The sequence below is a fragment of the Idiomarina piscisalsi genome (genome assembly GCF_002211765.1).
Classification (GTDB): domain Bacteria; phylum Pseudomonadota; class Gammaproteobacteria; order Enterobacterales; family Alteromonadaceae; genus Idiomarina; species Idiomarina piscisalsi_A.
Window position 1 is genome coordinate 2,517,535 of record NZ_CP022133.1, and the last position, 15,894, is coordinate 2,533,428.

The window sequence follows — 15,894 nt, forward strand, 5'->3', positions numbered from 1 at the left end:
ATCTGTAACCACTTTTCACAACCGACAAGCTTCAATCCTTTTCCTGGAAAGGGCTAGAGCAACATTTTCAAACACCCTACTTTTGCAAAAGTATTGCTCAAATAACCCACTATATGAATACGACTAAATAATGCCATCAAGGACACAAAGAGGTGGTTATGCAGTATTTAAGAGTAAAAGACATTCAAGGCATGTTAGGCGTATCAAAATCGACAATTTACCGATGGATGGATGAGCGCAACTTTCCAACACCAATAAAGTTTAGTGCGAAGGCAGTTCGGTGGAGGCTCGATGATATTGAGAAATGGATAACACAACAGCCGAATGGGTAAGCTTTAAAAGCTTGCCCCAAGTAACTCGGGAAAACTTTACTCCCTTTAATATCAATAAGTAATACCGAATAGCGCCAATTTCTACTTATTGACCCTTCAAGAAGACTAAATAAAGACACTTCAGACAAGAAAATTGTTTGAACAGCAATAGTTAAACCAAGTATGACGGGTTGATCTCGCAGAACAGAAACTATTGTCAAATTAGGTAAAACTTAGGGGCTGCGACTAGCACGCCCCTTGGTTTAGTAATGTCAATATAACAACTAATTCAAAAGGATTATTAATATGAATACTAAGTCAAGTGCTGTACAGGAAGCAACTAGAAATGAATATGGTACCAAGTTCGATTGGTCATTAACTCTTACATATCGAAATGCCATTGAGAATGTTGATACGGTCAATAAACATATCAAACAGTTATTTGATCATTTGCGTCGCAGAGTTATCGGTAAAAGTAGAGTTCGTTACTTTAATGAGCAAAAGCATTTAATGATGATAGGAGCTATTGAGCGTCACGCTGACAATTCCATTCATTTACATATTAACTTGACGAATCCACCCGAATCAGTCGCTAAAGAAGACACCTCAAGTGACTTACTAAAACACATCCATAAAGAGGTTTTATACTTTTGGGAGAATAAGAAAAGACATTCAATTCCTAGTTCTTCCGGTCGCGCGACTAACAATGTAAACCCCCTTATGACCTTGAGCGAGTCGCAAACTATGCTTCAATACATTACCAAGTATACCTCTCAGCAAAACAGCAATACTTTTATTGCGTATTGGGATAGTGATATTGTTGCCTTACCTACTACTTGCCTCAGATAACCCCTTATTAAAACCTATTAAGTTTGAAATCAATAATAGGCGACTATAAGAAAACTAACAGATAAAGAGCCTATCAGCAGGCAACTTTTATTTCAGTTTCTTATGCAGCTCTACTAAAGCATTTGTTCTATGTGGGCAGGACTCTTTTATCTCTTCAAGTAAACCATAGTATTTGCTAAACCACTTATTAGTATTAATGAACCACTTTACTCGATCCACCTTATTTTGCTTAATCCATTGAAGCATAATACTTCTTACATTCTTTTCGCTTGGATAACCTAGAGAAGAGGACAGGTAGTCACTAATGAGCCTAAACGTTTCATCACTTAAGTGATCATTTGGAGTAGAGAAATAACACTCTACTATACGCCTTTTCCTACTTCCATTTTCCCCCATAACATTAGCAGCTAACCGGTTATAGAAATCGGCACTTATACCAAAGTTCTCTAAGTTTCTATTCGATTCTTGAATTATCCTTTTCATGAACTGTTCAAAAGCTTCAGATAACTTTTCATTATTAGAAACATTAATACATAGAGGAGAATGCCGTTCTAACAGAAGGAGCCAATGTTGAACATTAAGCTTAGACGAATCAAACGCAGAGCTAGTGGGCAGTTCAGGATACATCTCGGCTAGTGAATTAATATCATTGATATAATCATTAGGAGAACTTAGGAAACCATCAAATAACTTATCAGCTAAGCCTGTGTTTATTAATTGTCTTGCTATCTGGCGAGCCTTTTTAGGAAAGATTTTCGTAACCTTATCAAAGTTCAAAGCTACATATTCGCAATTGTTAGTAAGCTCAAGTGGCTTTTCATTAATATAGCTTTTAGCTCGGTTACTATTTTGCCCAATAGCCTGAAGCCAAAGTGGTTCAGGATTAGATCGAAAAACTTCAATAACATCATTTAACTCATTATTGATATCAGCGCTAGTATTCCAGAATTGATGTAAGTTCTGGCGAACCTGAGGTGGTATGCTGTTTACGTAACGAGCAATAAAAAAAGCATTAAAATGTCCAGTCAAAACAACACGAGGGTTACCTATTCTTGTTATTTGTGATAACTCGTGGGTCTGCTCTTCATAACGCTTAGGATCAGAGTCAATGACTTTATGCGCTAGGCGAAATTGACTCTCTGCGTCTGTCATTTGCTTTGTGTTCAACCAAATAATGAGTTTATCGAGATACTGTTCCCAAACAGGCGATTCGGGCTCTTTCTCAAAAATTTCCTCAATTATCCAAATATCATTTGAGCTTTCAGAGCCAAAAACATTTAACTCTGCTGTTAAACTATCTAATTTTCGGGCGGGATAAACAGCAAGCTCAACCTCTCGAGCTGTTTCTTTCTCACTCCTCTTCCAACTGACCCAGTTTTTCGCTTCAATATCTTCAGCATAAAACGGTTTCCAAACATTCAATATCTCAGGAATTGATACCGCCTTTTGATAAAAAGCTATTGCCTGAGCAGAGTGTTGACGAGCATTAGGAGATGTGAATAAAGATTGAACCCCACTAGTAAGCTTTTGTTTTATTTTTAAAAGGTGACTTTTATAATTTTTATTGAAATATTTCGCCGCTGAACTTAACGAGGCTATAAAGTTATCCTGGCTCGGCGAAATATTCGGATGCTCCAAAAATCGCCCCCAACTATCTCTTAAGTGTATATTGAAAGGAGAAACAAGTGAGGAATCGAGCTCTGCAAGGGCTATTAATGAATCTGACACTTTCACAAACAAGTCTCTATCAGAATCAAGCAAACTACCTATCGTCGATCTCGATTGACGCCATGCAATACGAAAGCCGTTGAGATGACTCTCATAAAGCTCAGTAATTTGATTATTAGTGGGGCTCTGAAGAGCTTTTATTATTGGCTCCTCAAGTAGCAACTGTGCAGCTTTATTCTGTTCGACATTGAAAAGAATTGTAGCTAGTTCAAGTCGGTCATGGTTTTCTATATCTAGACCACTGAAACCGTCAGACGAAATTAATTTCTTTCGAAAGGTTTCCTCTCCATGCTTTCGCCGCATGCATACATACAAACAAATGTTTTTGGTCGATATAGAGTGCATAGTCTGCATTGCTATCGCGCCTGCACGGTTTACTACAGCACGCATTTCACGAATAGTTGGAGATACGTGAAGCTTACTATTTATTCGCTCAAAGGCTTCTTTAAATTCCTCAACTTCACTACTGTTCCAACGGTACCCAAATGCGGTATCGACAAGGCGACTAAAGTAGTCTACCCACGTCGATGAAACGACCGGGGGCACTTCAAAAACAACCTGGAAATTCTTATCGAGTAACCCTAGCTGAGAACTTAAATCTTCTTCAGAAGACGAACTACCTTCTATTGCTTCACAAAACGCCTGTCTGTCATAAGGAATTAAATACCAAATATCTTTCTCATTATAATTTGAGCTTATCCGCGAAGATGATCGGGATTGAAAGAATGTTTGTAATGTCGACCAAACGCCTCTTGCATGTATACGCGACAGTCTGTCGATATTGTCGATTACAATAACAATCTTGCTAAAGCCATAATCTTTATCCGCCGTTATCGCTTTAATCACGTCGTCGTAATATCGACTAAAATCCCAAGATGTTGGCTCTCCATTTTCTAAAGTTTTTTGAGCAGTGAACTCTGTTTGAGTAGATGTAAAGAACCGGCCATCGTTATCATCACTTTCTTCTCTAACCTCTGAGCAACTAGACTTCTCGCTCTTCTTTCGAACGAAAGGTGACTTGATCACCTCTTTTAGTTTCTGAACTTTTTGTAATGAGCTAACCACCTGATATAAAGCGATTGTTAGCGGCACAAAACAAAAGCCCCCCGAAACTAAGCGCCAATCTATATCAGAGATATGCCCCCAATAGAAACTAACAGAAGTTTCAGGGCGTGATGCCAGTAGCCCATACCCTAAAGGAGTAAGTATCAGCGATAGCATTAGCACTAGACCCAAAACTGAGGGCTTAGCGTGGGAGGTTAGTCTAGTTTCAGTTCCCCTGTTAACTTGAGCTTTAATGCCTTCAAGGGAATTCACTAAGCTGCTATCTGGTGAAGATGACCTATTAATAGCTTCATTTATTAACTCATTAAGAAATGCTTTCCTCAGCGGGTCGCCCTCATGCGCCCATGCATCAAACGAGAAGAAAAGTGTGTCAGTACAATGAGAAAACATACCTCTGGTTAAGTTGATAATATGCGACTTACCAGAGCCCCAACTCCCCTCTAGTCCTATAGTTAGTCCCTCTGATCCTGATCGCTCGTTTTTAATGAACTGATAAATTGCTTCTGCGGTTCTTTCATGCACTTTATCTGTAAGTTCATCGTTTGAGCTTACGTTTTCAGTTAAGGGTTTGAAAGCTGTTAAATTCATTGTTCTCTTCCCTGATCAGGTCAAAATATTCTAGGCTTTCAGTACTAATGCCTCATCTCCTGCATGGAACCTTTATGCTTCTGCATTAAGAATTCAAATACAACTTCAGCCTTCTGCTCAACTTCATCAGGTGCAAAGCTCTCTGGTAATCCCTTTTTCTCATCCCACAAAAAGTCTTTAATTCTGACCTTTATTTCATCACGGGTTGCTTCCTTGGCTGTAAAGTTCTGTATTCGACTTATTTCTTTATCTAATTGACGATACAGTTCTTCAGACACTTTCTTTATTTTATCCACTTCACGTTTCGACAAGTCAGGCTTTATCAATATATCAAACAGCGCCAGCGACTCTTCGGACAAGCCTTCTTTCACCGCTCGTTGTTCTTCTTCGGTAAGCTCATCGACCAACTCTAATAAAGCATCAAAAGTAGCTTCAATCGTCACCCGATCTTTCTCGCTGTTATAGTCACTGACTATTTGCTCATAATGCTTTTGGAAGTCGGTGCGGGTTGGGTTTTGCATAAGCATTTTTAACAGCTTTTTCTCAATAACTTCTTTGAGTGATTGAACCGCCGTATTCTTTGCTGGAGAGCTCTCAAATTCTTTGCGTAAACGGTCAAAGTCAATTTTGCTAATATCGTAAAGCTTACTTTTTTCAGCAATACCACTAGCAGGCTCAATATTCTCTTCAATAAGCTCATGCAGCTCTCGCATTACGCTTGATATATCAGCTTTCTCAACATCATCCTGAAGGCTCTTATAGATGATATTGATGGCATCATAAGAAGCTCGATAATCATTAACCGCTCTAATGGTTATACATGCCTTAAACTTCTTGAATACTTCGCGACAAATAATTTCAAAACGCTTGCGCGCTTCATCATTCTGGTTAACGACTTCTTTCGCTTCTATAATGGCTTTATTACGCTCGAACCCTGTCTTATCGAGAATATCCTCTAATCTAAAGCCAGTATCACTCAAAAACGCTCTGACAGCCTCTATGGACTCCGAAAGGTCAGCTAACAGCTCTTCCTCAGGCTTAACTGGATCAATCTCTTCTGGAGGCTCTCCTGCGCCACTACCGAAGCCTGTATGCCCAGCAAAGGTTGCCAACGCCTTTCTTAGATTTTTGAGTATTCCACAGTAATCAACAATTAAACCGTTATTCTTTCCTTCAGATACACGGTTTGCTCTCGCTATAGCCTGCATTAAGGTGTGAGCTTTAAGTGGTTTATCCAAATAAAGCGTCGACATGGTAGGTACATCAAACCCGGTTAACCACATGGCGCAAACAATAGCGACGCGGAATGGGTGTTCTTCTTTCTTAAAAGCACTTTCCATATCCAGACGTTTACCGTCAGGTGTTTCAAAGCCTTCTTTCATCAACCTACGGTGTGGTGTTATATCTAAGTCCCACTTTCTGAACTTGTCGACCTCACCCTGCTCTTCACTAACAACCACTGCCATGATGGTTTCACGCATCCATTCGAGCTTACGCTCCATCTCCATAATCGACTGTTCATCTCTCAGGCGAGCAAGCTCTTTCTCTAGGTCGATTATTTTTTCTTTCCACTTATCCAAAATAATCTGTTGCATGCGCACACAAGTAACTTTATCGATACACACCAGCATCGCCTTGCCGTTTTCCCAACCCGTGCTGTAATGCTCAACAAAGTCAGTAGCAATGTCTTCAAGGCGAGACTGTGAGGTTATAATGTGGTAATCCCGCTTGAGCTCCCTCTCAAGTCGCTCAGAAACATCCTGGTCTTCAATTTCCATCTGTTCCAGCTTCTCGGCAATCTTCTCGTTAAGCTCATTGGTAGCTAAACCAAGCTTTTCGCCTCTAGCATCGTAATACAGTGGTACTGTTGCTTTATCTTCGACCGCTCGCTGGAAGTTATAGGTCGACACATAGTCACCAAATACACGTCTCGTTATTTCATCGTCTTTAAACAACGGCGTACCCGTAAAGCCAATGTAACTAGCATTTGGTACTGCATTTCTTAAGTTCAAAGATAAACGTCCATATTGCGTACGATGCGCTTCATCGGTAATAACAATAATGTCATCTCTGTCTGAATAAGGGTTGTTAGGGTCAACGTCTTTATTGAACTTCTGCACTAACGAAAATACGTAAGACTTGTGTTGATTAAGCAGCTCTTGAAGATGGTCGCCTGAGCCTGCTCGACAAGGGTCTTTATCGTTGTCGACTAACCCACAGCCTGCGAAGGTATTGTATATTTGCTTATCGAGGTCTTCACGGTCGGTGCAAATTAAAAAGGTAAAATTACCACCAAGCTTTCGGTGTATCTTGCGCGCGAAAAACACAATCGAGTACGACTTACCTGAGCCTTGGGTATGCCAGAACACACCCAGCTTACCTTTGTTTTCTTCGCGATTATTAACCGCCTTAATTGCACGGTTAACACCCAAAAACTGGTGGTTCCTTGCAACAATTTTGACAAGCTTACCTTTGCTTTCATCAAACAAAGTGTAGTTTTCGAATATGTCGAGAAAGTCTCGCTTATTACAGGTACCCTTAAGCAAGGTTTCCATATCAACAATACCTGCGTCATCTTCCGCAAGACGCTTCCAATCGTTAAAGTGTTCGAATTTGCTTGATATAGAGCCTATTTTCGCATCGACACCGTTACCCAATATGACAAGCGCATTGTGGTAAAACAGATGCGGTATTGTGTCTTTATAGTCAGCCAGGTTTTTCTCGTAAGCATGGCGTATGTCTTTGTGAATGGTCTTACACTCAATAAATATCAGCGGAAGACCATTTACAAAACCAACCAAGTCAGCACGTCGACGGTAGATGTCCCCACGAACCCACAGCTCGCGAACACATAGAAAGTGATTGTTTTCAGGGGTATCAAAGTCGAAAACTTTTAATCGCTTCTTTTCCAGCTCACCTTTGGCGTTTCGATACTGAACTTGCACACCATTTTTAACCAGCTCGTATTGCTCGAAGTTAATCTGGAGGGTGTTTTCAGTTACTGGTGCTTCCGTTATTTTACGCAGCGCGTCCTGATAAGCAGATTGCGGTAATCCAGGATTAAATTTAACTAGGGCTTCCCCTAGATAACGCTTAAGCACAACCTCTTTATCAGACTCTCTACCCAATAGACCTTCTTTGCCAAAGGTTTCAGTGTTGTGGGCGAACAAATTCTCCCAGCCAAGCTCTGTTTCCAGGTAATCGGCCGTGGTGGTTTGAACTAGCGTATCTTCGTTAAGAGGTGGGTTCATACAGCTAGTTCTCCGCTCATTAATCTGGGGAGGAGTAAGTCCCTAGCACGTTCTAGTTGACCTACTTGATGCTCTAAATTGGCTATTTGCCTGAATGAGCGTGATGCGATTTCATTAAATTGATGTTGGATTGCAGACGGAGGGACAGCGATAAAAAACTTATCAAAACAAGATTTTTGAACTCTTTGTCTACCAGATGAACCTACCATGCTTTTTATTGCAAACCCTCGGAAATGCTCGTCCCTTGAAAGCAAATATGTATACTCAGCACTGACTTTTTTAGCCCTCAAAATAATAAACTCCGTTGATCCACACGCGACCTCTTCTTCTTTTAGAAAGCTAACGAAAGCCGTTTTGCCATTCTCCAAGCATGGAGTAATCCGAGCTAGCAATGTATCACCACTTTTAAACTTAACATTCGTATGTTTACTTCGGAGCTCGAACTTTGATGTGTCTACCGTCATTTGGGACGATGACAGCGATGACATAGGGACATATTTTATTTCTTCCCCCTTATCAACAGGTGTTTTCGGGTTTATTGATACTGCATCCGCTACCGAACTTTTTTCCCATCCCTCGGGCACACCATCAACAATTTTGACATGCTCATGACCAGGAAAACGAAAGCGCACAAACCACTCTTTATAAAGCTGACGCGCCGACTCCTCCAGTAAGGCAATACGCCGTTTATTGTTTTCTATAAGGTCGTCGTATGAGGATATAAATTTTATCGCACGCTCTGCAAAGGAACTATCTGTAGGGAAATCAATTTGAAGACTTCTCAAGGCACCCAATGGAAGGTACTGTTGAGAGGCTCCCCTCCGCAATTGCAGTACTTTCTTTTTATTGAGAGGGGTTTTAAACCAGTAATACAACCACTTACCTTTTAGTTCACTACCACATTTAAACAACCCCACATTCTTAATCGCATAATCAACTTCACTCTCTTTCTCTAGATAAACCTCTCCCAACGTACCTATCATAGTGAAGAGAATATCCCATTGTTCCACACCACTGCGTTTATTTATATCAACGAAATCTTTTTCAGAAATCTGATTTGCATTTTCTATTACTAGTCTTCCACCTTTTATGTTTTTTGATGTTATCAATGGATATCCATTCTCATGGAATCTTGGTGAATCGTGCGTACCGTCTCTTACAGAAGAGCAAAATTCAATTGCTGCTATTCGCTTCATCTCAAAAAGCTGAGTCATACTCCCAACTCCTGAAAATTTCTCTGGATTTGAGCGGCAAGTTCAGCAGCCTCATCATTCAAGTCTTTCAGCTCAATATGAATATCACGCAGCGTTTCTTCGAAGTCGAAGTCTTCGTCTTCTTCCTCAGGAGCAACGCCAACATAACGGCCAGGAGTTAAGCTCCAGTCGTTGGCTTCAATTTCTTCTCGATCAACCAACTTAACGAGACCGGGGATATCTTCAAGCTCTGCATCAGGGAAGCGCTCTTGTAACCAGCGAGCTTGCTTGTAAAAGTAACGAATTAGCTTGAGCTGCCCGATGGCTTCTTTGCGGGTTTCATCAAGTGCTTTTGTGAGTTTATTAAGACCTCTTTCACCACTGTCTTTAACTTGCTTCTCAGCAAACTTATAGAGCTGATCAATCTGTTTTAAGAGGTCACGGCTGGTTTCTGCCAACGCTTCTGCTTTTGTGGCAAAGTCGAGTAACCTCGCATTGTTTTTATCTGTCTGCTGCCATGCACTGTTTTCAGCATCAATATTTAATTCGAACGTCGAGATATCTTCTCGCAATACATTAAACGCAGAGCTGGTATCAGCATCGACCGTCGGTAACTTACTAAGCAACTCTTGCAGTTCAACTACAAACGAGTCCATAATCGCTTTGCTGGCTATAGCTTCTTGTAATACCTGAGAAAGGTATTGTTCAACCAAGCTAATAAAGCGATCGGTTTCACCTCGATAAAGCCAGATAATCGCGGTGAGGTTTGCAAGTTGTTCGGGTGAAAAGTCATAAATTTTACGAGTGACTTTACGATACACATTACGTGCATCTAACATCAGCACTTTTTGCTCATGCTTCGCAGGTTTTGCTTTATTAAAGAACCAAAGCTCGCAAGGCACAGAACGGGTATAGAAGAAGTTTGAGCGAATAGAAACCATAGCATCGACATGACCTGTTTCTATCATTTTACGTCGTACCTCGGCTTCTTGCCCGCCAGAGCTAGATGCTTGAGACGACATAACAAAACCAGCCCGCCCTTCGTCGTTTAAGTAGCTGTAGAAGTAGGACATCCAAAGGTAGTTACCATTGGAGACCGCCCCCTTTTTGTTCACGCCAGGCAAGCCGAACGGCAGCCGAGGGTCGTTTTTAATTTTCTCTGCATCCACGTCGTCTACGTTGAACGGAGGGTTCGCCATTACGAAGTCTGCTTTTCCTAAGAAGTCATGCGGGTCTTCATAGTAAGAAATGGCTTTTTGGATTTTTCCTTCAAGACCATGAACCGCCAAATTCATTTTAGCTAAGCGAATCGTCGTCGGGTTCTTCTCTGCACCGTAGAAGGTTGCGACGTCCTGTGGGTTTTTGTGCATGTTCTCTATGAAATGAGCGCTCTGAACGAACATACCGCCCGAGCCACATGCAGGATCGATAACCGCACCATGGTCAGGTTCAATCACATTGACTATCATCTGTACCAATGAAACGGGCGTAAAAAACTCACCACCGTCATGAGCGCTTTCGTTTGCAAACTGAGTGAGGAAGTATTCATAGATACGCCCAAAGATGTCCCCTGTGGCTTTTTTCAACGCAGGATCATTAAAGGTGCGAATAAGGTTACCGAGAACATCATTATCCAGCTCTTGATATTCACTCTTAGGCAAAACACCTTTAAGGGTTTCATAGTCTTCTTCTATGGCATCCATTGCATCGATCATCGCTTGCGCACGATCATCTGCATCGGTGAGATTTACCAAGTAATCGAACTGGGACTTTTCCTGAAGATATATTGCCCCTTTACTAGAGAAGTCTTCCTTTGTGAGAGACCGAGTAACGCCGCCCCGCGACGGTAAAGTGGCTTCTATTTCTGGCTTTATGGCTAGATAACGGCTGTAGGCATGACGAAGAAATATAAGCCCCATGACAGGCATGAAGTACTCATTGCTGGCATAGTTACTATTTGCGCGAAGGTTATCAGCACTTCCCCAAAGACGTTTTTCAACTGCTTCCATGTTCTCTAATTGTGCCACTTAATCGCTCTCCTTTTGGTACCTCATTTCAAGTCCATTGAGTATACCCTACGTCGAAACCCTATTGTGAGTCCAGTTGTCTATCGTACCAGATCTTTAGCCGTCTAGACATCCACAGATGGTTTTGCTATTATATCTCCCGCATTAAGAGAAGAGCGATGCTCTCGCCAACCTGCCGGTCTGGGTAAGGTGGTTACTAAGGAAGCCCTTAGGATGTGCCTGTCGATGTCAGGAACCATCAGACACACATTGCATTGCTCTCCTTACTTGCACTTTGTTTAACGCAATTAAGGAGATACCCATGAGTCATCCCCATGACTATACGCGCGAAAACGCCCCTCAAGCTTACTTAAAACGTGAGTTTGTCGAGCCAGTGCCGAGTCAAATCACGTTTGCTGCAATGATAGGCTCGTACCGCATTTTTGTCCTCGACTTATCTCAGCATTACTCCGCAATTAAGTCAGGAGCTGGAGAGCCCTTCATCTGCTCGGCTATTCAAAACGATAAGGGTGGTATTCACGGTATTCGTGGCACCGTTTGCCATTACATTTTAGTAGTCGATGACAAAACCATTGCACGCTACGACACCGACGGTCGCTTTATCGATGAGCCTGGCGATATTCCTTTACCTACAGCCAAAAGCAGTGCCCGGCTAAATGGCAAAAACTCATCATTGCAATTGAAGTAATGGGTTATTGAATAAGGAGACTGTCATGCAATCGATTTGGAACTACATTGAAAATGAAGCTCTGGCTAACTGGAAAGAGCATTGCCGTCGTGTAGAGCGCTACGAAGAAGGTAGAGAGTTTATTCGTGAAGGACTTAACGAGCTTGGGGGGCCTGGTAGAAGCAGTGTTGAGCGACTGAATAAGCTCAAAACATTCTTGGGTTATACCAACCAGCAAGCAGCGGATTCGTTGGTTATTGATGCAAAAGTTGTTATTGCACGACTCATCCATCATCAGCGCCTCGAATATGGACTGGATATACCTGAAGACGATCTTCAGCTTCTAACCGAGTTGGGACATATAAAAGAACGACTTCTATGCTACGCAGAGCAGTGGAATCGTTCATTGTCACCTACTGGTGAAGAGCGGCCGTTCGGTAGCCGTTTGTGGACAGGGGCAAAAGTGCATATTGAAGAAGGTAAGCTTGCGTATCGAGATAATGGCTCGCGTATGTTCATTACATTGCCCAACCCATTCGCTCAATACGTATCGAAGCTATTTATGGGCGTGTTTGATGCCGCACGCGAAATTACCAACTACCACAACAAATATGAGTACGTTGGACGAACTGCTGAAGCCGTTGGCGAGTTAATTAAAAGCGGCGAACCATTCGTCGATAAAGAGCTTTATGAAGTCATTATTGGTAGTGCGTATCGGGTTATTGATGAGTGGACATCAAACTTACTAAAGCAGCAAAGCTTTAAAGGCAGTAAGTTTAACGTTGAAGACTTCTTTAACAGCTATAAACCGAGCCTTTAATATTTCTCTATTGATATGTAAATAAAATGTTTATGTGAGTACAAGGAAAGTAGTTATGATTGAAGATAATACTAAGTTTTACTCAAAGGTTTTTGCTCTCGCTGTTGCCCTGGTTATTGGGCTTTCATGGACTAATGCTCTGGACTACCTTGCTATATCCTATGTTGATGATGCGTTGGTCGACGCTGGTGTCGCATTTGCAATAGGAAGAGGAATCAACGCCGCAGGTTCAGTTTTAGAATCTCTTTCTTTTTCATTCAGCTTCGGTGTTGGTGGTGAACTATCACCCGGGGAGGCTATTTCTCCGTTGCTTGATATGGTTGAAGACTTTTCAACTGTAATGAAATTTGCCATTGGTTCCCTTGTTCTACAAAAACTATTGGTCGAGATTGTTGGTACAACCCTCTTTAATATTTTACTGACAATTTCTGGCGGTGTAGCTGTTGCTTCTTTTCTGCTAAATGCTGCTAAGTACCAATTAATTGCAATGAAGACATTTGTAACTCTAGTTGTCATCCGCTTCTTAGTGGTTCTTATGGCGGTGCTCAGCGGCATAGCAAGTCAACTGTTTTTAGATGAAAGACTCGAGCAAGATCTCAATGCTTTGCGTCAAGCCGAAGCCTCTGTTGAAAGTATAAGTTCTGAGCCGGTTATTTCTGACGGTGTAAGGCAAAAGCTCGAAGCTGAAGTTTCGGTAATTCAGTCAGAAAAAGACTCTCTGGCAAGCAACTCTAACGACTTAAAGCAACAGCTTGCATCTAAGAAAGATGAAATCGTTCTCTTAGAGCAAGAAATGGAACAGTACTCAGTTACTGATACATATAATCCATTTACCTCTAATGAGGATGCGAAAGAAACAAAGTCGGAACTAACCGAAGCCGAGTCCGAGCTTAGTAGAATGGAAGATAAGCTTGAGATTGTAGAAGACAATATTGAAGAGGCTAATGAGCAGCTAGATATACTTAATAAGCGCCTACGTGGCGAGTCCACCGGGTTTATGGGAGGGGTTTCTGACTCGATATCAAATATCGGAGGCAAAATTAGCGGCATGGCTGATAAAATGTCTTATGAAAACCTAAAAAACTCAATGTCGGACGCTATAGACTCCATGCTAAGAGCAATGGTTGCCTTTATACTGCGCTCAATATTGCTACCACTAGCCTTCCTCTACTTGGTTTCAAAGTTCTTTAAAGTGGTTTGGGGCATCGACTTCAGCGAAAAGCTTAAAGAAACAAGAGGGAAGTCTAATAATAACTTAAAAGCTCAAGAGTCCGAGCTCTAAGGTCGTTAATTGTGAGAAGTTGATTACTAACCATTATTAACGGTATAAGTATATTTGTTTGTCTTTGTCTTTGTCTTTGTCTTTGTCTTTGTCTTTGTCTTTGTCTTTGTCTTTGTCTTTGTCTTTGTCTTTGTCTTTCCAAAGAAAAGACCAGGACAAAGACAGCATTACAAGCAAATTTGTCCGAAGTGTGGGACTAACTGTGGGACTTTTTAGTAAATTTGGAACTTGTTAGTAAAGACTAACTCTGAGAGCCTTTGAATATGGCGCACCCTATAGGAGTCGAACCTATGACCTTTGCCTCCGGAGGGCAACGCTCTATCCAGCTGAGCTAAGGGTGCGCATACTTTGGGAAAAGCGAGGGCATTATAGGGACTGGCCCCCGCTATGTCCAGAGTTCACATGGTTACTGCTTCTCAAGTTTCAGGTTGTGAAAGTCAAAACTGAAATCAGTGAAGTCTGCCACTGCTTCCATGGTTGCCGTCTTTATTTCGTTGTTTCTGTTCACATCAAAATCAATAAAGGCATCGGCTTCCAACAAGGGCTCATCCCAGCGCACAATAAAGGTATTGCCGTTGTAATGCTCCAGTGAGCCTTTCAGCATATTGGTATGCGTAAAGTCTATACTCAGCGTATCATCCTGCTCAGAAATAACGACATCGCCGTACCAAGCATCTTTATAGGTTCCCGCATATTTCGATAACGCCAGCGATGGCTGCGGATCATCAACGGCTTCTACTTTAAAATCCGCTTTTTTCTGAATGAATTCATGATATTTCTTACTTTCATTAGCCACCCAGTCCTGGTCCGGCACATCCAGAACTTCTTCCAGCGACTCTTGCACTATTGCGGTTAACGCACCAAACGCCTGCTGGTTACTCAGAACGGTAATAGCAAACTCTTTTTCGGGAATAACCGTTGTGAAAGACAGCATGCCCAGAATACCGCCACTGTGCGACACGTGCTTAACGCCGTAGTAGTCCTTCACAAACCAGCCCAAACCATAACCACGGAAGTAGGTCCCCTGCTCTGCAGCGTTAGCCGATACCGGCAGTGGCGTAGTCAGTTGCCACATGTCATGCAGCGACTCCTCCTTAAACAAGCGTTCGCCGTTAGGCGTCTCTCCCTCATTTAAAAGGGTCAGTAACCAGCGGCTCATATCATCAACACTCGCTGCGGTTGCGCCGGCGGCAGAGAAGTCTTCCAAAAAGTCGAGCGGAAAACGATGTAACTTACCGTCCATTTCAATAGTGCCGACGGCTACATTGTCATAGCTTTCATCAATACGGGAAAAGCCAATGGTACTTTCATCCATTTGCATCGGTCCAAACAGTGTTTGTTCAACGTACTGATGATACGGCATACCCGATACTTCGCTGATCACCTCGCCGGCTGTCACAAACATTAAGTTGTTGTAGTCAAAGCGTTCGCGAAAACCGTGTTGAATAGGCACATTCGCCAACCCGGCAATCACTTCATCTGTGGTTTTATCGGTGTTCGGCCAAATCATCAGGTCACCGGCACCTAGCCCAAGACCAGAGCGGTGACTCAATAAATCACGAATGGTCAGTTCGCGAGTAATGTACGGGTCTGCCAGTTTAAAACTGGGTAAGTGTTCAATGACTTTGTCATTCCAGCCTAACTTGCCCTGCTCAACCAGAGTCGCCATAGCCGCAGCGGTAAATGCCTTGGTATGAGAAGCTATGCCAAACAAGGTGGTTGGCGTAACCGGTTGCTGCGACTCCATATCCCGCACACCGAAGCCTTCGGCCAGAATGACTTCACCGTCTTTTACCGCAACTACCGCCAAGCCCGGAATGTTAAAAGCATCCAACGACTGCTCTGCGGTCTGGCGAATTTTTTGCTCGAGTGAAGTACCTTCTTCTGGCTCGACCTTTGCGCTGTCAGAGCAAGCCACTAAAGCGCCAGCAATGGCACTAACACACAAAATTTTGGAGAGCGTTTTCATGATGATCTAACCTTTTTCTTGTTTTCTAACAGACTACCACAACCGAATTAACTTTTACCGATATCAACTATAGCGGAAACCGAATTCATCGTGCTTTTATCGGGTTTAGTCTTAATCGCTTTGCCTGTCAGTGGGTTATGGTTT

At 42.2% G+C, this 15,894-nt stretch carries 11 protein-coding genes, 1 tRNA gene and 1 riboswitch; of the genes, 5 read left to right on the forward strand and 7 right to left on the reverse strand.

Going from position 1 to position 15,894, the window contains the following annotated elements; all coding sequences use genetic code 11:
- Nucleotides 1-158: 158 nt before the first annotated feature.
- Together CEW91_RS11990 and CEW91_RS11995 are read left to right on the forward strand one after the other, a co-directional pair.
- On the forward strand, nt 159-332 hold the full coding sequence (locus tag CEW91_RS11990) for a helix-turn-helix transcriptional regulator (RefSeq protein WP_088769262.1): 174 nt from the start codon (nt 159-161) through the stop codon (nt 330-332).
- A gap of 285 nt (nt 333-617) precedes the next feature.
- Nucleotides 618-1,160 (forward strand): rolling circle replication-associated protein, encoded by a 543-nt coding sequence (locus tag CEW91_RS11995; RefSeq protein WP_088769263.1) that lies wholly within the window; start codon nt 618-620, stop codon nt 1,158-1,160.
- An 87-nt stretch (nt 1,161-1,247) separates the two neighbouring features.
- On the opposite strand, the gene CEW91_RS12000 is transcribed toward CEW91_RS11995, so the two are convergent.
- The 4 genes from CEW91_RS12000 to CEW91_RS12015 are packed head-to-tail and all read right to left on the reverse strand — an operon-like array spanning nt 1,248 to nt 11,012.
- Entirely contained in the window at nt 1,248-4,541 is a 3,294-nt protein-coding gene (locus CEW91_RS12000) for a P-loop NTPase fold protein (RefSeq protein WP_088769264.1), read from the reverse strand.
- 44 nt (nt 4,542-4,585) lie between these two features.
- Entirely contained in the window at nt 4,586-7,792 is a 3,207-nt protein-coding gene (locus CEW91_RS12005) for a type I restriction endonuclease subunit R (RefSeq protein WP_088769265.1), read from the reverse strand.
- On the reverse strand, nt 7,789-9,006 hold the full coding sequence (locus CEW91_RS12010) for a restriction endonuclease subunit S (RefSeq protein WP_088769266.1): 1,218 nt from the start codon (nt 9,004-9,006) through the stop codon (nt 7,789-7,791). The genes CEW91_RS12005 and CEW91_RS12010 overlap by 4 nt, the downstream gene beginning before the upstream one ends.
- Nucleotides 9,003-11,012 (reverse strand): class I SAM-dependent DNA methyltransferase, encoded by a 2,010-nt coding sequence (locus CEW91_RS12015; RefSeq protein WP_088769267.1) that lies wholly within the window; start codon nt 11,010-11,012, stop codon nt 9,003-9,005. Before CEW91_RS12015 ends, CEW91_RS12010 begins: the two co-directional genes overlap by 4 nt.
- 136 nt (nt 11,013-11,148) lie before the next feature.
- A riboswitch (SAM-I-IV-variant riboswitch) is annotated at nt 11,149-11,261 on the forward strand.
- A gap of 52 nt (nt 11,262-11,313) precedes the next feature.
- Here CEW91_RS12015 and CEW91_RS12020 point away from each other — a divergent pair.
- The 3 genes from CEW91_RS12020 to CEW91_RS12030 are packed head-to-tail and all read left to right on the forward strand — an operon-like array spanning nt 11,314 to nt 13,781.
- Nucleotides 11,314-11,700 carry a hypothetical protein gene (locus tag CEW91_RS12020; RefSeq protein ID WP_088769268.1) on the forward strand — a complete coding sequence of 129 codons (387 nt, stop codon included), beginning with the start codon at nt 11,314-11,316 and terminating at the stop codon, nt 11,698-11,700.
- A 25-nt stretch (nt 11,701-11,725) separates the two neighbouring features.
- Nucleotides 11,726-12,499: a hypothetical protein gene (locus CEW91_RS12025; protein ID WP_088769269.1), complete on the forward strand. Its 774-nt coding sequence runs from the start codon at nt 11,726-11,728 to the stop codon at nt 12,497-12,499.
- Between the two features lie 55 nt (nt 12,500-12,554).
- Nucleotides 12,555-13,781, forward strand: coding sequence for a hypothetical protein (locus tag CEW91_RS12030; protein ID WP_088769270.1), 1,227 nt, complete (start codon nt 12,555-12,557; stop codon nt 13,779-13,781).
- 36 nt (nt 13,782-13,817) lie between these two features.
- On the opposite strand, the gene CEW91_RS12460 is transcribed toward CEW91_RS12030, so the two are convergent.
- The 3 genes from CEW91_RS12460 to CEW91_RS12040 all read right to left on the reverse strand — a co-directional run bounded on the left by CEW91_RS12460 (nt 13,818) and on the right by CEW91_RS12040 (nt 15,750).
- Nucleotides 13,818-13,949 (reverse strand): hypothetical protein, encoded by a 132-nt coding sequence (locus CEW91_RS12460; protein ID WP_269766166.1) that lies wholly within the window; start codon nt 13,947-13,949, stop codon nt 13,818-13,820.
- 96 nt (nt 13,950-14,045) lie between these two features.
- Nucleotides 14,046-14,122: transfer RNA gene (locus CEW91_RS12035), tRNA-Arg, on the reverse strand.
- A gap of 65 nt (nt 14,123-14,187) precedes the next feature.
- Complete coding sequence (locus CEW91_RS12040; RefSeq protein WP_088769271.1) at nt 14,188-15,750, reverse strand: serine hydrolase; 1,563 nt, start codon at nt 15,748-15,750, stop codon at nt 14,188-14,190.
- Nucleotides 15,751-15,894: the final 144 nt, after the last annotated feature.

Bases quoted from the DNA above. Each gene is read 5' to 3' on its own strand.
- CEW91_RS11990 (WP_088769262.1), top strand. From the start codon at position 159: ATGCAGTATTTAAGAGTAAAAGACATTCAAGGCATGTTAGGCGTATCA.
- CEW91_RS12025 (WP_088769269.1), top strand. From the start codon at position 11,726: ATGCAATCGATTTGGAACTACATTGAAAATGAAGCTCTGGCTAACTGG.
- CEW91_RS12030 (WP_088769270.1), top strand. From the start codon at position 12,555: ATGATTGAAGATAATACTAAGTTTTACTCAAAGGTTTTTGCTCTCGCT.
- CEW91_RS12040 (WP_088769271.1), bottom strand. From the start codon at position 15,750: ATGAAAACGCTCTCCAAAATTTTGTGTGTTAGTGCCATTGCTGGCGCT.
- CEW91_RS12000 (WP_088769264.1), bottom strand. From the start codon at position 4,541: ATGAATTTAACAGCTTTCAAACCCTTAACTGAAAACGTAAGCTCAAAC.
- CEW91_RS12005 (WP_088769265.1), bottom strand. From the start codon at position 7,792: ATGAACCCACCTCTTAACGAAGATACGCTAGTTCAAACCACCACGGCC.
- CEW91_RS12460 (WP_269766166.1), bottom strand. From the start codon at position 13,949: ATGCTGTCTTTGTCCTGGTCTTTTCTTTGGAAAGACAAAGACAAAGAC.
- CEW91_RS11995 (WP_088769263.1), top strand. From the start codon at position 618: ATGAATACTAAGTCAAGTGCTGTACAGGAAGCAACTAGAAATGAATAT.
- CEW91_RS12020 (WP_088769268.1), top strand. From the start codon at position 11,314: ATGAGTCATCCCCATGACTATACGCGCGAAAACGCCCCTCAAGCTTAC.
- CEW91_RS12010 (WP_088769266.1), bottom strand. From the start codon at position 9,006: ATGACTCAGCTTTTTGAGATGAAGCGAATAGCAGCAATTGAATTTTGC.